This window comes from Streptomyces sp. NPDC056883, from assembly GCF_042788835.1.
GTDB lineage: Bacteria > Actinomycetota > Actinomycetes > Streptomycetales > Streptomycetaceae > Streptomyces > Streptomyces stoeckheimensis.
This window is the reverse complement of sequence record NZ_JBHUBS010000008.1, coordinates 330,656-346,821: the sequence shown is the minus strand read 5'-3', so window position 1 is coordinate 346,821 and position 16,166 is coordinate 330,656. Positions and strand designations below refer to the sequence as shown.

Below are 16,166 nucleotides of genomic sequence, written 5' to 3'. Positions count from 1 at the left end.
GGGGGGGGGGGGGGGAGGAGAGCGGGGGGGGGGGGAGAAAAGAGGACTGTCCACCCCCAAAAAAAAGGAAAGGAGGGGGGGGGGGGGGTGGCGTCCCCCCCCCCCCCCCCCGCCACCCACCGGCCTTTTCATGCCCGCACAGGGCCCTCCGGCGCCCAGGGGGGCGTACGACGGAGGGCCCGCAGCGCGCGTGCGCTACGGGCCCTCCGTTCTCGCCGTACCGGCGCCTGTCAGCTCTCGCTGCGGCGCAGCTTCGGCTTGAGGTCCTTGAAGCGGCCGAGCAGTCCGTTCACGAACGAGGGAGACTCGTCCGTGGAGAACTCCTTGGCCAGCTGGACGGCCTCGTCGATGGCCACGGCGTCCGGGGTTCCGTCGACCCAGATCAGCTCGTAGGCACCGAGACGCACGATGTTCCGGTCCACGACCGGCATGCGGTCGAGGTCCCAGTCCACGGCGTAGGTGGCGATCAGATCGTCGATGCGGTCCACCTTGTCGGCGTACCCCTCGACGAGTTCCATGGTGAACTCGTTCACCGCGGGCTGACGGTCGGTGTCCGACCGCGAGTGGCGGACCCAGTCCGCGAGGACCTCGCGCACGGAGACCCCGCGCTGGTCGGCCTCGAACAGGATCTGGAAAGCGCGCTTGCGCGCGTTGCTCCGGGCAGCCACGGTTAGCTGTTCACCCGGCCGAGGTAGTCGCTGGTGCGGGTGTCGACCTTGATCTTCTCGCCGGTGTTGATGAAGAGCGGGACCTGGATCTCGTGGTCCGTCTCCAGCGTCGCCGGCTTGGTGCCACCGGTGGAGCGGTCGCCCTGGACGCCCGGGTCGGTGTGCTTGACGGTCAGCTCGACGGCGGCCGGGAGCTCGACGTAGAGCACCTCGCCCTCGTGGCGGGCCACGGAGGCGGTGAAGCCCTCGATGAGGAAGTTGGCGGCGTCGCCGACGGCCTTCTTGCTGACCATCAGCTGGTCGAAGTCCTCCATGTCCATGAAGACGAAGTACTCGCCGTCCATGTAGGAGAACTGCATGTCGCGGCGGTCGATGGTGGCCGTCTCGACCTTGGTGCCGGCGTTGAACGTCTTGTCGACGACCTTGCCGGACATGACGCTCTTCAGCTTGGTGCGCACGAAGGCCGGGCCCTTGCCGGGCTTGACGTGCTGGAACTCGACGACGGACCAGAGCTGGCCACCGTCGAGCTTGAGCACCATGCCGTTCTTGAGGTCGTTCGTGGAAGCCACGGTTTGGGAATCTCCTGCACTGGAAGACCACGGGTGCGCGCACAGCCCGACGACGCGGGCTAGAGCGCGAGCAGCTCCTTGGTCGTAATGGTGAGTAGCTCGGGACCGCCGTCCGCCTCGGGGCGTACGACGAGCGTGTCATCGATCCGGACACCGCCCCGACCGGGGAGGTGAACCCCCGGTTCGACGGTGACCGGCACGCAAGCGTCCAGTTTACCCATGGCCGTAGGTGCAAGCTGCGGGTCCTCGTCGATTTCGAGACCGACTCCGTGTCCGGTCCACGCCGCGAGGGCCTCGCCGTGACCTGCGGAGTCGAGGACGGAGCGGGCCGCGTGATCCACGTCGCGGTACGCGGCCCCGGGCAGCAGGGCCTCCCGGCCCGCCCGCTGGGCGGCGAAGACCAGGTCGTACAGCTCGATCTGCCAGTCGGCGGGGGTCGTGCCGATCACGAAGGTGCGGCCGATCTCGCAGCGGTAGCCCCGGTAGTTCGCACCGAGGCAGACGGAGAGGAAATCACCCTCCTCGACCCGCCTGTCCGAGGGCCGGTGCCGGGAGCGGCCGGAGTGCGGGCCGGTGCCGACGGAGGTCGGGAAGGCGGGGCCGTCCGCCCCGTGGTCCACGAGCCGGCGTTCCAGCTCCAGGGCGAGGTGCCGTTCGGTGCGGCCCACGAGGATCGATTCGAGCAGCTCCCCGAGGGCCTGGTCGGCGATCTCGGCGGCGATCCGCAGGCAGGCGATCTCCTCCTCGTCCTTGACGAGGCGCTGCTGTTCCACGGCGGTGCCCAGATCGGCGAGGCGCAGCCTGGGTGCCACCGAGCCGATGGCCCGGTGCCGGCCGACGGTGAGGTGGTGTTCCTCGACGGCGAGGGATTCGGCGCGGGCGGCGGAGGCCGCGTCGGCCGCCGCGACGGCGGGATCCGCTCCCGGACCGGCCAGCACGGAGAGCCGCAGGTTCTCGTCGAGCCGTCCCTCGTCGGCCTCCCCGGAGGGCTGCCCGGCGCAGAACAGCATGTCCTCGCCGCTCGGACCGACCAGCAGGACCGCGCCCAGCGGCGACGCCCCGGAGAGGTAACGGACGTTCGCCGGACGCGTGATGAGTGCGGCGGCGTTTCCGGCGGCCGCACAGCGGTCGCGAAGCAGGCCCCGGCGGGCCGCGTACACGTCTGACATGTTTCCGAGCCTACGAGCGCTGCGCCCATCCGGCCTGGTGAGCACGTCCGTACGGGGGCCGGGCCCGGCCCGGCGGGCGCCGCGGGCGCGGATTTCAGTAGGCGGGTTGGGAGATGACCCGGGCCAGGGTCTCGTCCAGGGCGCGGGCGGTGCCCTCGACGTCCAGGTGGGAGTTGTCGATGATCGGCAGCCCGGATCCGTACCAGCCGGCCATGCGGCCGTGGATCCGCGCGACCTCCTCGTCGGAGAGGCGCCTGTTCCCGGAGCGGGCGGCGTTGCGTTCCAGGACGATTTCCAGGCCGGGCAGCAGGACCACGGGCAGCAGCGCGGGCCCCACGTGGCGCTTCCAGCCGCCGAGGCCCACCACCGGCCGGTCCGGGAACACGGCGTCGTCGAGGATGCACGAGATCCCGTTGGCCAGGAAGTTCCGGGCGGCGAAGCCGCAGGTGCGGCGGGCCAGGCGGTACTGGGCCTCGGAGTGGTCGTTCCATCCGGCCTGCGGGTCCGCGAAGCCCGAGCACACCCATTCCCGTACGTCGTCCAGGCTGACGTGCGCGGTGGGGACGGGCCGGGTGGCGGCCCAGTGGCGGGCCACCGTGGTCTTGCCGGCGCCCGCGGGGCCGATCAGCAGGACCGCGAGGGTGGCTCCGCCGGTGCCGGGAGCCGCGGGGGGCAGCGGGACGTGCCCGGTGAACCCGTCCGGCGGACCCGGCACGGACGGCGGCGCCGCGGGCGCGGAGGGCAAGGGAGGCACAGGAGGCACGGGAGGCGCGGGCCAGCCCGCCACGGGCGGTATTCCCGGCTGCGGGGGCGCCGCCGGGTGCCGACTCCCCTGCGGCTCCCAGCCACCGCCTCCCACTCCCTGCTGCATCCGCTGCCACTCCGTCTCGTTCCACCACGACTGATGCGAGAACGTTATATGACCCCGGCGGCCCGCCGGGTCACACGGTCGGGAGCTGGTCCGCTTCGGGACGGTTCGGGCCGGTTCGCACCGGCCCGAACCGGCTCAGGCAGTGACCTCGCCGAAGGCCGCCACGAGGACGGCCGGGTCGGGACCCTCCAGGACGGTCGGCTTCGCCAGCCCGTCCAGGACGATGAAGCGCAGCAGGTCGCCCCGGGACTTCTTGTCGAGCTTCATGGTCTCCAGCAGCTTGGGCCACTGGTCGCCGCGGTAGGTCAGCGGCAGCCCCACCGAGGCGAGGACGGCCTTGTGCCGGTCCGCGGTCGCGTCGTCGAGCCGGCCCGCGAGCCGGCCCAGTTCGGCGGCGAAGACCATGCCGATCGAGACGGCCGCACCGTGGCGCCACTTGTAGCGCTCGTTCTTCTCGATGGCGTGCGCGAGGGTGTGCCCGTAGTTGAGGATCTCCCGCAGGCCCGACTCCTTGAGGTCGCTGGAGACCACGTCGGCCTTGACCTGGATGGAGCGGCAGATCAGCTCGGCCGTGTGCGGGCCGGCGGGCGTGCGCGCCGCCTCGGGGTCCGCCTCGATCAGGTCGAGGATCACCGGGTCGGAGATGAATCCGGCCTTGATGATCTCGGCGAGACCGCTGACGTAGTCGTTGACCGGCAGCGAGTCCAGCGCCGCCAGGTCGCAGAGCACGCCGGCCGGCGGGTGGAAGGCGCCGACGAGGTTCTTGCCCTCGGCGGTGTTGATGCCGGTCTTGCCGCCGACGGCCGCGTCCACCATCGCCAGGATGGTGGTCGGGACGGCGATCCAGCGCACCCCGCGCAGCCAGGAGGCCGCGACGAAGCCCGCGAGGTCGGTGGTGGCTCCCCCGCCGACGCCGACGATGGCGTCGCTGCGGGTGAAGCCGGACTGGCCCAGCGCCTTCCAGCAGTACGCCATCACCTCGACCGTCTTGGCCTCTTCGGCGTTCGGCACCTGGATGGCGATGGCCTCGTACCCCTGCGCGGCGAGGTCGTCCCGCAGGGCCTCACCGGTCGAGGCGAGGGCCTCGGGGTGGATCACGGCGACCCGCTGGGCCTTCGTACCGATCAGGGAGCCGAGCTCGCCGAGCAGCTGCCGGCCGACCAGCACCTCGTACGCGTCGTGCCCGGCGCTCGCGCCGACCTGGATCCGCGTCACCTGGTCTGTCATGCGTTCTTCAACTCCAGAGCGTCGAGGACCGCCTGGGCGACCTCTTCGGGTGTACGGGCGTCGGTGGCCACCACGACGCGCGCGACTTCGGTGTACAGGGGGCGCCGGGCGTCCATCAGCTCGCGCCACTGGCGGCGCGGGTTGACGGCGAGCAGCGGGCGCGCGGCGCCGAGGCCCACGCGCTTGACGGCTTCCTCGACGTCCATCGAGAGGTAGGCGACGGGCAGTCCGGTCAGCAGTTCGCGCGTCTTCTCGTCGAGGACGGCGCCGCCGCCGAGGGCGAGGACTCCCTCGTGTCCGGCGACGGCGGCGGCGACCGCCTCCCGCTCCAGCTCACGGAAGTACGGCTCGCCCTCGTCCACGAAGATGTCGGAGATCTCCCGGCCCTGGGCCGCCACGATGTCGGCGTCGGTGTCCCGGTAGGAGACTCCGAGCCGCTGGGCGATCAGCTCGCCCACGGTGGACTTGCCGGACCCCATGGGGCCGACGAGGACCACCAGGGGTCCGGTCGCACGGGCGCCGGTCACCGGATCTGCAGGTTGTCGAGGTACGACTGCACGTTGCGGCGGGTCTCGGGGACCGAGTCGCCGCCGAACTTCTCCACGACGGCGTCGGCCAGCACCAGGGCGACCATGGCCTCGGCGACGATGCCCGCGGCGGGCACGGCACAGACGTCGGAGCGCTGGTGGTGCGCGACGGTGGCCTCGCCGGTGGCGACGTCCACGGTCGCGAGGGCCTTCGGCACGGTCGCGATCGGCTTCATCGCGGCGCGCACGCGCAGCAGCTCACCGGTGGTCAGACCGCCCTCGGTGCCACCGGCGCGGCCGGAGGTCCGCTTGAGGCCCTCGGGGGTGGAGACGATCTCGTCGTGGGCCTGCGAGCCGGGCACGCGGGCCAGGTCGAAGCCGTCGCCGACCTCGACGCCCTTGATCGCCTGGATGCCCATGAGCGCGGCCGCGAGGCGCGCGTCGAGGCGGCGGTCCCAGTGGACGTGCGAGCCCAGGCCGACGGGCACCCCGTAGGCGAGGACCTCGACGACGCCGCCGAGGGTGTCGCCGTCCTTGTGGGCCTGGTCGATCTCCGCGACCATCTGCTTCGACGCGTCGGCGTCGAGGCAGCGCACCGGGTCGGCGTCGAGCTTCTCGACGTCGGCGGGGGTCGGGTAGACGCCGTACGGGGCCTTGGCCGCGGCCAGCTCCACCACGTGGGAGACGATCTCGATGCCGGCCACCTCCTTGATGAAGGAGCGGGCGACGGCGCCGAGGGCGACGCGGGCGGCGGTCTCGCGGGCGCTGGCGCGCTCCAGGATCGGCCGGGCCTCGGAGAAGCCGTACTTCTGCATGCCCGCCAGGTCGGCGTGGCCGGGGCGGGGGCGGGTGAGCGCGGCGTTGCGGCCGGTCTCCTTCAGGAGCGAGGGGTCGACCGGGTCGGCCGACATCACGGTCTCCCACTTGGGCCACTCGCTGTTGCCGATCATGATGGCAACGGGGCCGCCCTGGGACAGGCCGTGGCGGACACCGCCGAGGATGGTGATCTCGTCCTGCTCGAACTTCATCCGGGCACCGCGGCCGTAGCCGAGTCGGCGCCGGGCCAGGTGTTCGGCCACCAGCTCCGTGGTGACCGGGACGCCGGCGGGAAGACCCTCCAGCGTCGCCACCAGCGCCGGGCCGTGCGATTCCCCGGCCGTCAGCCAACGCAACCTGCTCAACGATGCTCCTCGTGCTCGCGCCTGATTCATCGATGGCGCGATCGGGTGCGCGGCCCGGACCCGCCTTCACCCGATCCTCCCATGTCCGGGCCCGTACACCGCCCTCGGTCCAGCTATCGGACGGCGGCGCACCCCGGCTCGCGGGTGAGCTGTGGATCTAGAACTCGTCTGCGGTCCCGCTCAGTGGCGGGCGCGCAGCGCCGCCTCGCCCGCGGCGCGCATGGCGGCGAGCGGGGCGGTGGGACAACCGGTCATCAGCTCGACCTGGAGGACCGCCTGGTGGACCAGGAGGTCCAGGCCGCCGAGGAGCTTGCCGCCCCGCTCCGTCCAGGCCGCCGCCAGGGGCGTGGGCCAGGGGTCGTACAGGACGTCGAAGAGGGTGCCCGCAGCGGCGGGCACGGAGGCGGCCAGCTCGTCCGTGGCCCCGGCCGGGGTGGTGGCGATGACCAGCGGCGCGTCCAGCGCCTCGGCCGCCCGCGACCAGTCGGCCGTACGGACGTCCACGCCGAGCCGCTCGCCCCACGCGCGCATCTCCGAGGCCCGGGCCTCGGAGCGTACGTACGCGGTCACCTCGCCGGTGCAGATCCGGGCCAGTGCGGCGAGCGCCGAGGAGGCGGTGGCGCCCGCGCCGAGGACGGCGGCGGACTCCACCTTCCGGACTCCCTGCTCGCCCAGCGCGGCGAGCAGGCCGGGGATGTCGGTGTTGTCACCGACCCTGCGGCCGTCCTCGGTGAAGACGACGGTGTTGACCGTCTCCACGGAGGCGGCCGTGTCGCTGATCTCGTCGAGCAGCGGGATGATCGCCCGCTTGAGCGGCATGGTCAGCGACAGCCCGGCCCACTCGGGGCCGAGCTGTGCCATGAATCCGGGGAGCGCGGCCTCGTCGATCTCGAAGCGGTCGTACGACCGGTCCCCGAGGCCGAGCTCCTGGTACGCGGCGCGGTGCAGCACCGGCGAGAGGGAGTGCTCGATGGGAGAACCCAGCACCGCGGCCCGTATCCGTGACATGCCCTGCTACCCGCCGTTCTTCTGCTTCTGCCGTTCCTGGAACTCGGCCACGAGCTTGAGGTGCTCGTCGTAGGTCTTGGTGAAGGTCGTCTTGTTTTCGTCGACCGCCACGAAGAACATCCAGCCGCCGTGGTCAGGGTTGAGCGTACCGTTCAGCGCGTCCAGGCCGGGGTTCCCGATCGGGCCCGGGGGCAGTCCCGCCACGTTGTGCGTGTTGTACGGGTGGACGAACGCCTTGGCTTCCTTGACGTTGAAGTTGATCTCGCTCTGGCCCTTGACGTAGTTGTACGTCGAGTCGAACTCGATCTTCCGGTTCGTGACGTCGTTGGTCTTCTTGAGGCGGTTGTAGACCACCTCCGCCATCTTCCGGAAGTCGTCGTGGTTCTTGCCCTCGGCGTTGACGAGGCTGGCGACCGTGATCACCTGGAGCGGGTTGTCCAGGCCCAGTTCCTTGGCCTTGCCCTCGACCCCGAGCTCCGTGTACTTGTCGGTCGCGTTCTTGACCATCTGCTTGAGCAGGGACTCGGGGGTGCTGTCCTTGGTCAGGTCGTAGCGCATCGGGAACAGGAAGCCCTCGAGCGGGTCCATGATCTTCGGGTCGTTGTTCGCCCAGGCCGGCAGACCGAGGGTCTTGGCCTGCTTGAAGGCGATGTCCTTCGTGGTGCCGGCCGGCTTCTCGAGCTTCTTGTCGATCGCGTCGTAGACCACGCTGTTGCGCATGCCCTCGGAGATCGTGAGGACGTGCAGCTTCGAGGGGTCGGTCATGACCGCGACCGCGGCGGCCGCCGACATCTTCTTCTTCAGCGGATAGATGCCGGGCTGGATCGACTTGCCCCCGGGTCGGTTGCTCGCCGCGTCCACGAACGCCTGGGCGCTCGCGACGACGCCCTGCTCCTTGAGGATGCGGCCCATCTGACCCAGGCCCGCACCCTTGGGGATCTCCACGTCGACCGTCTCGTCGATGCCGTCGCCCGCGAAGTCCTCGGCCGCGCCGAACTTGTCCTTGATGAAGCTGTAGCCGTAGTAGCCGCCACCGCCGAGCACACCGACGATGACCACGGCCGCGATGAGGCAGGCCATGCCGCTGCGCTTCTTCGGCTTGCCGCCGCCGGAGCGGCCCGACCGGCGGCCGCCGCGCCCGCCGTCGTCGCCGTCACCGTCGTCCTCGCCACCGTCTCCGCCGGCGAGGAAGGTGTCCGCGGCCCGGTCGGCCGTGGAGTCCTCCTCCTGCCAGTCCTCTTCGGTGTCGAGGTGCCGCTGGCTCGGGGGCCGCGGCGGCGGAAAGGCCTCGGGGGTGCCGTAGAGGTCGGGGGCCTCGCCGGGGTAGCCGCTCGTCTGCTGCTGCGCGTACGGATCCGCGCCCGCGTACGGATCGGCAGCCTGCGGGACCCCGGCGTAGTGGCCCTGCCCGGTGTCCCAGACCTGGCCCTGACCTCCGTACGAGTCGTGTTGCTGAGGGTGCTGCGGGTGCTGCTGGTACTGCTGCGGATGCTGGGGATACGGCACCTGCTGCTGCTGTTGCTGCTGCTGCGGGTACGGCATCTGCTGGGCCTGGGGGTACTGGCCCTGCTGCTGGTAGTAGGCCTGCTGGGGCTGAGGCTCCTGCTGGTACTGCTGCGGGTCGCCGACGTAGGGCATCTGACCCTGCTGGGCCTCGTGCCCGGTCCACCCCTGGTCCCCGTACTGCGGGTCCTCGGGGTGCCACGGTTCGGGGCCAGGGCCCCGGCCATACTCAGTCATCGATCCCCTAGCGCGCCGCAGGGCGTTGGCCGCGACTCCGTCTGCCGCGACACACGGTTCCGCCTCTTCTGATGGGCGACGGCTGTTCGAATGCCGTCACATCGCGCGGAACGTTACCGTATCGCGATCAGACAACCACTTCGACGCACTCACCGGGCGGATTACCTGATACCCGTTCGGTCTCCAGAGCGTTCTGAAGGATCACCACGGCGGCCGCCTGATCGATGACCGACCGGCTCTTCTTCGCGTTCTTTCCCGAGGCCCGCAGGCCCTGGGCCGCGGTGACCGTGGTCATCCGCTCGTCCACCAGACGGACCGTCACGGGCTTGATGCCCTTGGCGAGTTCCGTGGCGAAGGCGCGGCACTTGGCCGCGGCCGGCCCCTCCCGCCCGCTGAGCGAGCGGGGCAGACCGACCACCACCTCGAGGGGCTCGTACTCGGCGACGAGCTGCCGCAGCCGCCGGTGGGCGAAGGGGATGTCCCGGCCCGGAACGGTCTCCACCGGTGTGGCCAACACCCCATCGGGGTCGCACGAGGCGACCCCGATCCGGGCGTCACCGACATCGATGGCCAGACGGCGGCCGCGGCGCAGTGTCATCTTCAGACCGTCTCTACGACGAGGCGCTCGACCGCGGCGATGGCCTCGGGGATGGCGGCCGGGTTCTGGCCACCGCCCTGGGCCACGTCCGGCTTGCCGCCACCGCCGCCACCGAGGGTCTTGGCGGCCGTACGGACCAGGTCGCCGGCCTTGAGACCGCGCTCGCGGGCGGCCTCGTTGGTGGCGATGACGGTCAGCGGGCGGTCGTTCGCCGTGGTGAACAGGGCCACGACGGCCGGGCGGTCGCCCTGGATGCGGCCGCGGACGTCGAGGACCAGCTTGCGCAGGTCGTCGGCGCCGGTGCCGTCCGGGACGGTGCCCACGACGAGGGCGACGCCCTTGATGTCCTGGGCGCCCGCGGCGAGACCGGCGGCGGCCTGGAGGACCTTCTCCGCGCGGAACTTCTCGATCTCCTTCTCGGCGTCCTTCAGCTTGCCGAGCATGGAGGCGATCTTCTCCGGCAGCTCCTCCGGACGGCCCTTGACCAGCTCCTGGAGCTGGGCGACGACCGTGTGCTCCTTGGCGAGGAAGTTGTACGCGTCCACGCCGACGAGGGCCTCGACGCGGCGCACGCCGGAGCCGATGGAGGACTCGCCGAGCAGCTTCACCAGGCCCAGCTGGGCGGTGTTGCCGACGTGCGTGCCGCCGCACAGCTCCTTGGAGAAGTCGCCGATGGTCACGACGCGCACGCGCTCGCCGTACTTCTCGCCGAACTCGGCGATGGCGCCCTGCTTCTTCGCCTCGTCGATGCTCATGATCTCGGCGGTGACCTCGAGCTCGCGGGAGAGCACGTCGTTGATCTTGTGCTCGACGTCGGTGAGGACCGAGCCGGGGACGGCGTTCGGCGAGCCGAAGTCGAAGCGGAAGCGGCCGGGCGAGTTCTCGGAACCGGCCTGGGCGGCCGTCGGGCCGAGGGCGTCGCGCAGGGCCTGGTGCGTCAGGTGCGTGGCCGAGTGGGCGCGGGCGATGGCCCGGCGGCGCTGGATGTCGATGGCGGCGTACGCGGAGGCGCCCACCGTCACCTCGCCGACCTGGACGGAGCCCTTGTGCACGGAGACGCCCGGGACCGGCTGCTGCACGTCGCGGACGACGATGACGGCGCCCGAGTCGAGCTTGATGCGGCCCTGGTCGGCGAGCTGGCCGCCGCCTTCGGCGTAGAAGGGGGTGCGGTCCAGGACGACCTCGACCTCGTCGCCCTCGGAGGCGGCGGGCGCGGAGACGCCGTTGACCAGGAGGCCGACGATGGTGGACTCGCCCTGGTTGGTGGCGTAGCCGGTGAACTCGGTGGCGCCGGAGCCGTCGGCGATCTCCCGGTAGGCGGACATGTCCGCGTGGCCGGTCTTCTTGGCCTTGGCGTCGGCCTTGGCCCGGTCCCGCTGCTCCTGCATCAGGCGGCGGAAGCCGGGCTCGTCCACGGCGAGGCCCTGCTCGGCGGCCATCTCCAGGGTGAGGTCGATCGGGAAGCCCCAGGTGTCGTGGAGCAGGAACGCCTTGTCGCCGGCCAGGACGGTGCCGCCGGCGGCCTTGGTCTCGCTGACGGCGGTGTCGAGGATGTTCGTGCCGCCCTTGATGGCCTTGAGGAAGGCGGCCTCTTCGGCGAGCGCGACGGTCTCGATGCGCTTGCGGTCGGTCACGAGCTCCGGGTACTGCTGGCCCATGGTCTCGATGACCACGTTGACCAGGTCCTGGACGACCGGACCGGTGGCGCCCATGAGGCGCATGTTGCGGATGGCGCGGCGCATGATGCGGCGCAGCACGTAGCCGCGGCCCTCGTTGCCGGGGGTGACGCCGTCGCCGATGAGCATGGTCGAGGTGCGGATGTGGTCGGCGACCACGCGCAGCGAGACGTCCGTGCCCTGCTCGGCGCCGTACTGCACGCCGGTCAGCTCGGTGGCCTTGTCCATGACCACGCGCAGGGTGTCGGTCTCGTACATGTTCTGTACGCCCTGCAGGATCATGGCGAGGCGCTCGAGGCCGAGACCGGTGTCGATGTTCTTCGACGGCAGGTCGCCGAGGATCGGGAAGTCTTCCTTCCCGTCGCCGGCGCCGCGCTCGTACTGCATGAAGACCAGGTTCCAGATCTCCACGTAGCGCTCGTCGTTGACGGCGGGGCCGCCCTCGACGCCGAACTCGGGGCCGCGGTCGTAGTTGATCTCCGAGCAGGGACCGCAGGGGCCCGGGACGCCCATGGACCAGAAGTTGTCCTTCTTGCCCAGGCGCTGGATGCGCTCCTGCGGGACGCCCACGACGTCGCGCCAGATGGCCTCGGCCTCGTCGTCGTCGAGGTAGACCGTGATCCAGAGCTTCTCGGGCTCCAGGCCGTAGCCACCGTCCGCCACGGAGCTGGTGAGCAGCTCCCAGGCGTACTTGATGGCGCCTTCCTTGAAGTAGTCGCCGAAGGAGAAGTTGCCGCACATCTGGAAGAACGTGCCGTGGCGGGTGGTCTTGCCGACCTCTTCGATGTCCGGCGTACGGACGCACTTCTGCACGCTGGTGAGCGTGGACGCGGGCGGCTTGACCTCGCCGAGGAAGTACGGCTTGAACGGCACCATGCCCGCGGGCACCAGCAGCAGAGTCGGGTCGTCCGCGATGAGCGACGCCGAAGGGACAACGGTGTGACCGCGCTCCTCGAAGAAGCTCAGCCAGCGGCGGCGGATTTCAGCCGACTCCATCAGTGGTCCTCATTCCGGTTGTACGAAAACTGTGTGGTTGGGTCGTTCTGGTCCTGCTCGATCGCCCGCAGCCGCCGCGGCCCGGGAAGGGCGGTGACGTTGGCGGGCAGCTCGGGATCCTGGTGGAGTCCCAGTGCGTCGTTCAGCTCGTCCTCGCGCTGCGACATTCCCGACTTGACGTCGAGGGCGAAGTCCTTGAGGCGGTGGCCCGCCTCGATCGCCTTGTCGGCGGCCTGGGCGGCGAGGCTCTCCGGCGTCAGCTTCTTGAGCTGCCGGTTGACCTTGGTGGTGGCCCACACGCCGGCGGCTGCGCCGGCGGTGAACCAGAAGGCTCGGCGGAACATCGGAGATCTCAGCCCTTCTGCTTCCGGCGCCGGGCCGCCGGCACCGTACGGCCGACGATCACGGTCCGTCGGGAGGTCTTGCCCGGCGCGTCCTGCGGGGTCGCGCCGCCCTTGCCCAGCGCCTTGCGGACGCCGTAGCCGAAGGCGGCGACCTTGACGAGCGGGCCGCCGAAGGTGGACGCCACGGTGGAGGACAGCGCGGAGGCGTTGGAGGTGACTTCCTGTACGTCGCTCGCGATGGCGTCGACCCGGTCGAGCTGGGTGCGGGCGGAGCGGACGGTGGTGGAGGCGTCCGCGAGCAGCGGGACGGCCTGCTCGGTCACGTCGGCCACCAGCTTGGTGGTCGCCTTGAGCACCTGGGCCAGCCTCACCAGCACCACGGCGAGGAACGAGACCAGGATGGCCCAGAAGACGGCCACGAGGATCCCGGCCACCTCTCCACCGGACACGTTCACACCGCTCTCTACAGATTGATCACCAAGCGAAAAAGTCGTCCTCCGACCCTATCGCGCCGGAGATCCGCCGCAGTACCGGAAATCCGGGGCGCCACGCCTGTCGGGCGTCCGCGACCGACCCGCCTTGTACGCAGCGCATGCGGACCAGTACGCTCCGTGTCCCATGCGACAAAGACCCATTCCACGAAGGACGCCGGGCAATCTTCCCTCGGACCTGAGCGGCTTTGTCGGGCGGGGCGGGGAACTTTCCGAGTTGGGGCGGCTGCTGGACGCCTCGCGGCTGGTCACGGTGACCGGCGCGGGCGGCGTGGGCAAGACCCGCCTGGTACTGGCGGCGGCCAGGGCGGCCGCCGACGCGGCGGCCGGTCCCGTCCGCCCCTCCGACGCGAGCGGCCCCGCCGATCCGGCGCAGGAACGCTACTTCGACGGGGTGTGGCTGGCCGAGCTGGCCTCCGTACGGGATCCGGCGCTGCTGGAGCTGACGCTCGCCGAGGCGCTCGGGCTGACCGACCACACCACCAGGCCGCCCCGGACGGTCCTCGCCGAGCACCTGGCCGAGCGGCGGCTGCTGCTGGTCCTGGACGGCTTCGAGCAACTGGTCGACGAGACCGCGGACCTCGTACGGGACCTCCTGCGCCGCTCCCCCGGCCTGCGCGTGCTCGCCGCCGGCCGGCGCCCGCTGACCCTCGACGGGGAGCTGTCCTGGCCGCTCGCCCCGCTGGATCCGGAGGAGGCCCTGGCCCTGCTGATCGAGCGGACCTCGGCGGCCGATCCGGCCTTCGCCCTGACGGAGGCCAACCGGGCGGTGCTGGCCGAGCTGTGCGCCCGCCTCGACGGCCTGCCGCTGGCGCTGGAGCTGGCGGCGGGCCGGCTGCGCACCCTGTCGCCGGAGCAGGTGCTGTCCCGGCTGGAGGACCGCTTCGCCCTGCTGACGGGCGGTTCGCGCGGCGCGCTGCCCCGGCACCGGGCGCTGCGGACGGCGATCGGCTGGAGCCACGAGCTGTGCACGGCCGGGGAGCGGCTGCTGTGGGCGCGGCTCTCGGTGTTCGCCGGGCAGTTCGACCTGGACGCCGCCGAGTACGTGTGCGCGGGGCCGGACCTGCCGGTGGATTCGGTGCTGGACCTGGTCGGGGAGCTGCTGGGGCAGTCCCTGCTGATCCGGGAGGAGACGGCGGCCGGGGTCCGCTACCGGATGCTGGAGAGCGTACGGATCTACGGGGCGGGCTGGCTGGAGTCGCTGGGCGACGCCCGGCGGCTCCGGCGCCGGCACCGGGACTGGTACATGGGCCTGGCGACCTGGTGCGAGCTGGACTGGTTCAGTCCGCGCCAGGAGGAGGTGGCCGCGCTGGTGGAGGCGGAACTGCCGAACCTCCGGCTCGCGCTGGAGTGCTGCCTGGACGAGCCGGAGGAGATCCACCTGGGCCAATACCTGGCGGGCACCCTGTGGTTCTTCTGGGCCGGCTGCGGCCGGCTCACCGAGGGCCGGCACTGGCTGGACCGGACCCTGGAGGGCGACCTCGGGCACAGCGCCCCGACGGGGGTGGAGTACGAGAGCTCCCGGCTGAAGGCGCTGTGGGTGCTCGGGTACGTCGCGGCCCTGCAGGGCGACTCGGTGGCCTCGATGAGCGCGCTGTACGAGTGCCGGGACGGGGCCGCACGGAGCGAGAACCCGGTGGCGGGCGCGTACGCCGTGCACCGGATGGGCTGTCTGGCACTGATCTCGGACGACATGACGCGGGCCGGGGAGCTGCTGGGCTCGGCGCTGGAGCGCTACCGGGAGGCCGGGGAGCTCAACAGCAACGTGCTGATGTGCCAGGTGGAACTGGCGATGGCGCTGGCCTTCCAGGGGGATCTGGCGGGCGCGCTCACCCTGTGCCGGGAGGTCCGGGACATCTGCGAGGAGCGCGGGGAGCGCTGGACCAAGGCGTACGCCCTGTACGTCCTGGCGTACGCGGCGCTGGACGCCGGGGGCACGGCCGAGGCGCGGCGTCTGCTGGCCGAGTGCGTGGCCATCAACCACACCTTCCGCGATCTGGTCGGGCTGGTGCTGGCGGTGGAGCTGCTCGCGCTGGTCACGGTGGCCGAGGGGCATCCGGCGGAGGCGGCGGTGCTGCAGGGCGCGGCGGAGCCCCTGTGGGACGGGGTGGGGATGCGGCTGTTCGGCTCGGGTTACTTCAACGCCCCGCGGCTGATGTGCCAGGAGCGGGCGGGCGAACTGCTGGGCGCCGAGCGGTACGCGTCCTGCGCCCGGCACGGCCGGACCCTGCCCCTGGACGCCCTCGTGGAGCGCGCCCTGCGGGGACCGGAGCCGGCACCGGTGCCGGCGGGGCCGCTGCCGAGGCCGCGCGGCGCGACCGAGCGGTCGGAGCGGCCGATGGTGCACCCGGGGGCGAAAAGCAGGAAACCCGCCGGCTCCCCCGAGGGGGAACCGGCGGGCTGACCAGCCTGTGAGGCTACGTCCGCTGGTGTTGCTCGATCAGCGGGCGTAGTACTCGACGACGAGCTGCTCGTCGCAGATGACCGGGATTTCCTTGCGGTTCGGGTCGCGGTCCAGGCGGAAGGCCAGGGCCTTCAGGTTGACCTGCAGGTAACGGGGGGTCTCGCCCTCGCCTGCGTAGCCACCCTCACGGGCAACCTGGAACGGAACCTTCTCGCGGCTGCGCTCGCGCACCGTGATGACGTCGTCCGGACGGACGCGGAACGACGGCTTGTCGACCTTGTCGCCGTTGACCTCGATGTGGCCGTGAACGACCATCTGGCGAGCCTGGTAGATGGTGCGGGCGATGCCCGAACGCAGGACCAGGGCGTCGAGGCGACGCTCGAGCTCGACGACCAGCGCCTCGCCCGTCTTGCCTTCGGCCTTCTTGGCGCGGTCGTACGCGCGGGCCATCTGACGCTCAGAGATGTCGTACTGAGCGCGCAGACGCTGCTTCTCCAGCAGACGAACCTTGTAGTCCGAGTTCTGCTTGCGGCCACGGCCGTGCTCGCCCGGCGGGTAGGGGCGGGCCTCGAAGTACTTGACGGCCTTCGGGGTCAGCGCAATGCCGAGGGCACGCGACTTCTTGACCTTGGGTCGCTTCTGGTTCACGTGGAACCTACCTCCATGTAAGTTAGGTGAGGCTTACCTTAGCGAGGAG

15 protein-coding genes are annotated in these 16,166 nt (G+C 71.3%); 1 reads left to right on the top strand and 14 read right to left on the bottom strand.

Translation table 11 applies throughout. From position 1 onward, the window contains the following. Positions 1-230: 230 nt before the first annotated feature. From nusB to ACFRU2_RS22180, 13 genes are all read right to left on the bottom strand, one after another. Positions 231-668, bottom strand: coding sequence for a transcription antitermination factor NusB (nusB, locus tag ACFRU2_RS22240; protein ID WP_214948214.1), 438 nt, complete (start codon positions 666-668; stop codon positions 231-233). Positions 669-670: 2 nt separating this feature from the next. After that, on the bottom strand, positions 671-1,237 hold the full coding sequence (efp, locus tag ACFRU2_RS22235) for an elongation factor P (RefSeq protein ID WP_382974587.1): 567 nt from the start codon (positions 1,235-1,237) through the stop codon (positions 671-673). A gap of 59 nt (positions 1,238-1,296) precedes the next feature. Further along, positions 1,297-2,406 (bottom strand): M24 family metallopeptidase, encoded by a 1,110-nt coding sequence (locus ACFRU2_RS22230; RefSeq protein WP_382974585.1) that lies wholly within the window; start codon positions 2,404-2,406, stop codon positions 1,297-1,299. Positions 2,407-2,500: 94 nt separating this feature from the next. Next, on the bottom strand, positions 2,501-3,277 hold the full coding sequence (locus ACFRU2_RS22225) for an AAA family ATPase (protein WP_382974584.1): 777 nt from the start codon (positions 3,275-3,277) through the stop codon (positions 2,501-2,503). Between the two features lie 135 nt (positions 3,278-3,412). Further along, positions 3,413-4,504: a 3-dehydroquinate synthase gene (aroB, locus tag ACFRU2_RS22220; RefSeq protein ID WP_382974581.1), complete on the bottom strand. Its 1,092-nt coding sequence runs from the start codon at positions 4,502-4,504 to the stop codon at positions 3,413-3,415. Further along, entirely contained in the window at positions 4,501-4,983 is a 483-nt protein-coding gene (locus ACFRU2_RS22215) for a shikimate kinase (RefSeq protein WP_267040891.1), read from the bottom strand. The genes aroB and ACFRU2_RS22215 overlap by 4 nt, the downstream gene beginning before the upstream one ends. A gap of 44 nt (positions 4,984-5,027) precedes the next feature. Continuing rightward, complete coding sequence (gene aroC, locus ACFRU2_RS22210; RefSeq protein WP_382974579.1) at positions 5,028-6,212, bottom strand: chorismate synthase; 1,185 nt, start codon at positions 6,210-6,212, stop codon at positions 5,028-5,030. A gap of 180 nt (positions 6,213-6,392) precedes the next feature. Beyond that, on the bottom strand, positions 6,393-7,220 hold the full coding sequence (locus ACFRU2_RS22205) for a shikimate dehydrogenase (RefSeq protein ID WP_382974577.1): 828 nt from the start codon (positions 7,218-7,220) through the stop codon (positions 6,393-6,395). Between the two features lie 6 nt (positions 7,221-7,226). Beyond that, on the bottom strand, positions 7,227-8,960 hold the full coding sequence (gene mltG / locus ACFRU2_RS22200) for an endolytic transglycosylase MltG (protein ID WP_382974575.1): 1,734 nt from the start codon (positions 8,958-8,960) through the stop codon (positions 7,227-7,229). Positions 8,961-9,087: 127 nt separating this feature from the next. Then, positions 9,088-9,558, bottom strand: a complete 471-nt coding sequence (ruvX, locus tag ACFRU2_RS22195; RefSeq protein ID WP_382974573.1) for a Holliday junction resolvase RuvX — start codon at positions 9,556-9,558, stop codon at positions 9,088-9,090. Between the two features lie 2 nt (positions 9,559-9,560). Beyond that, complete coding sequence (gene alaS, locus ACFRU2_RS22190) at positions 9,561-12,230, bottom strand: alanine--tRNA ligase (RefSeq protein WP_382974571.1); 2,670 nt, start codon at positions 12,228-12,230, stop codon at positions 9,561-9,563. Next, positions 12,230-12,574 (bottom strand): DUF6167 family protein, encoded by a 345-nt coding sequence (locus tag ACFRU2_RS22185; protein ID WP_250744736.1) that lies wholly within the window; start codon positions 12,572-12,574, stop codon positions 12,230-12,232. Before ACFRU2_RS22185 ends, alaS begins: the two co-directional genes overlap by 1 nt. 8 nt (positions 12,575-12,582) lie before the next feature. Beyond that, on the bottom strand, positions 12,583-13,023 hold the full coding sequence (locus ACFRU2_RS22180; protein WP_250744735.1) for a DUF948 domain-containing protein: 441 nt from the start codon (positions 13,021-13,023) through the stop codon (positions 12,583-12,585). 169 nt (positions 13,024-13,192) lie between these two features. On the opposite strand from ACFRU2_RS22180, the gene ACFRU2_RS22175 reads away from it, so the two are divergent. Continuing rightward, the gene (locus ACFRU2_RS22175) at positions 13,193-15,469 is read left to right on the top strand and encodes an ATP-binding protein (protein ID WP_382974569.1); all 2,277 of its coding nucleotides are present in this window, start codon (positions 13,193-13,195) and stop codon (positions 15,467-15,469) included. Positions 15,470-15,505: 36 nt separating this feature from the next. Here the strand turns inward: ACFRU2_RS22175 and rpsD are convergent, their stop codons facing one another. Further along, positions 15,506-16,117 carry a 30S ribosomal protein S4 gene (gene rpsD / locus ACFRU2_RS22170; RefSeq protein WP_008740451.1) on the bottom strand — a complete coding sequence of 204 codons (612 nt, stop codon included), beginning with the start codon at positions 16,115-16,117 and terminating at the stop codon, positions 15,506-15,508. Positions 16,118-16,166 lie beyond the last annotated feature (49 nt).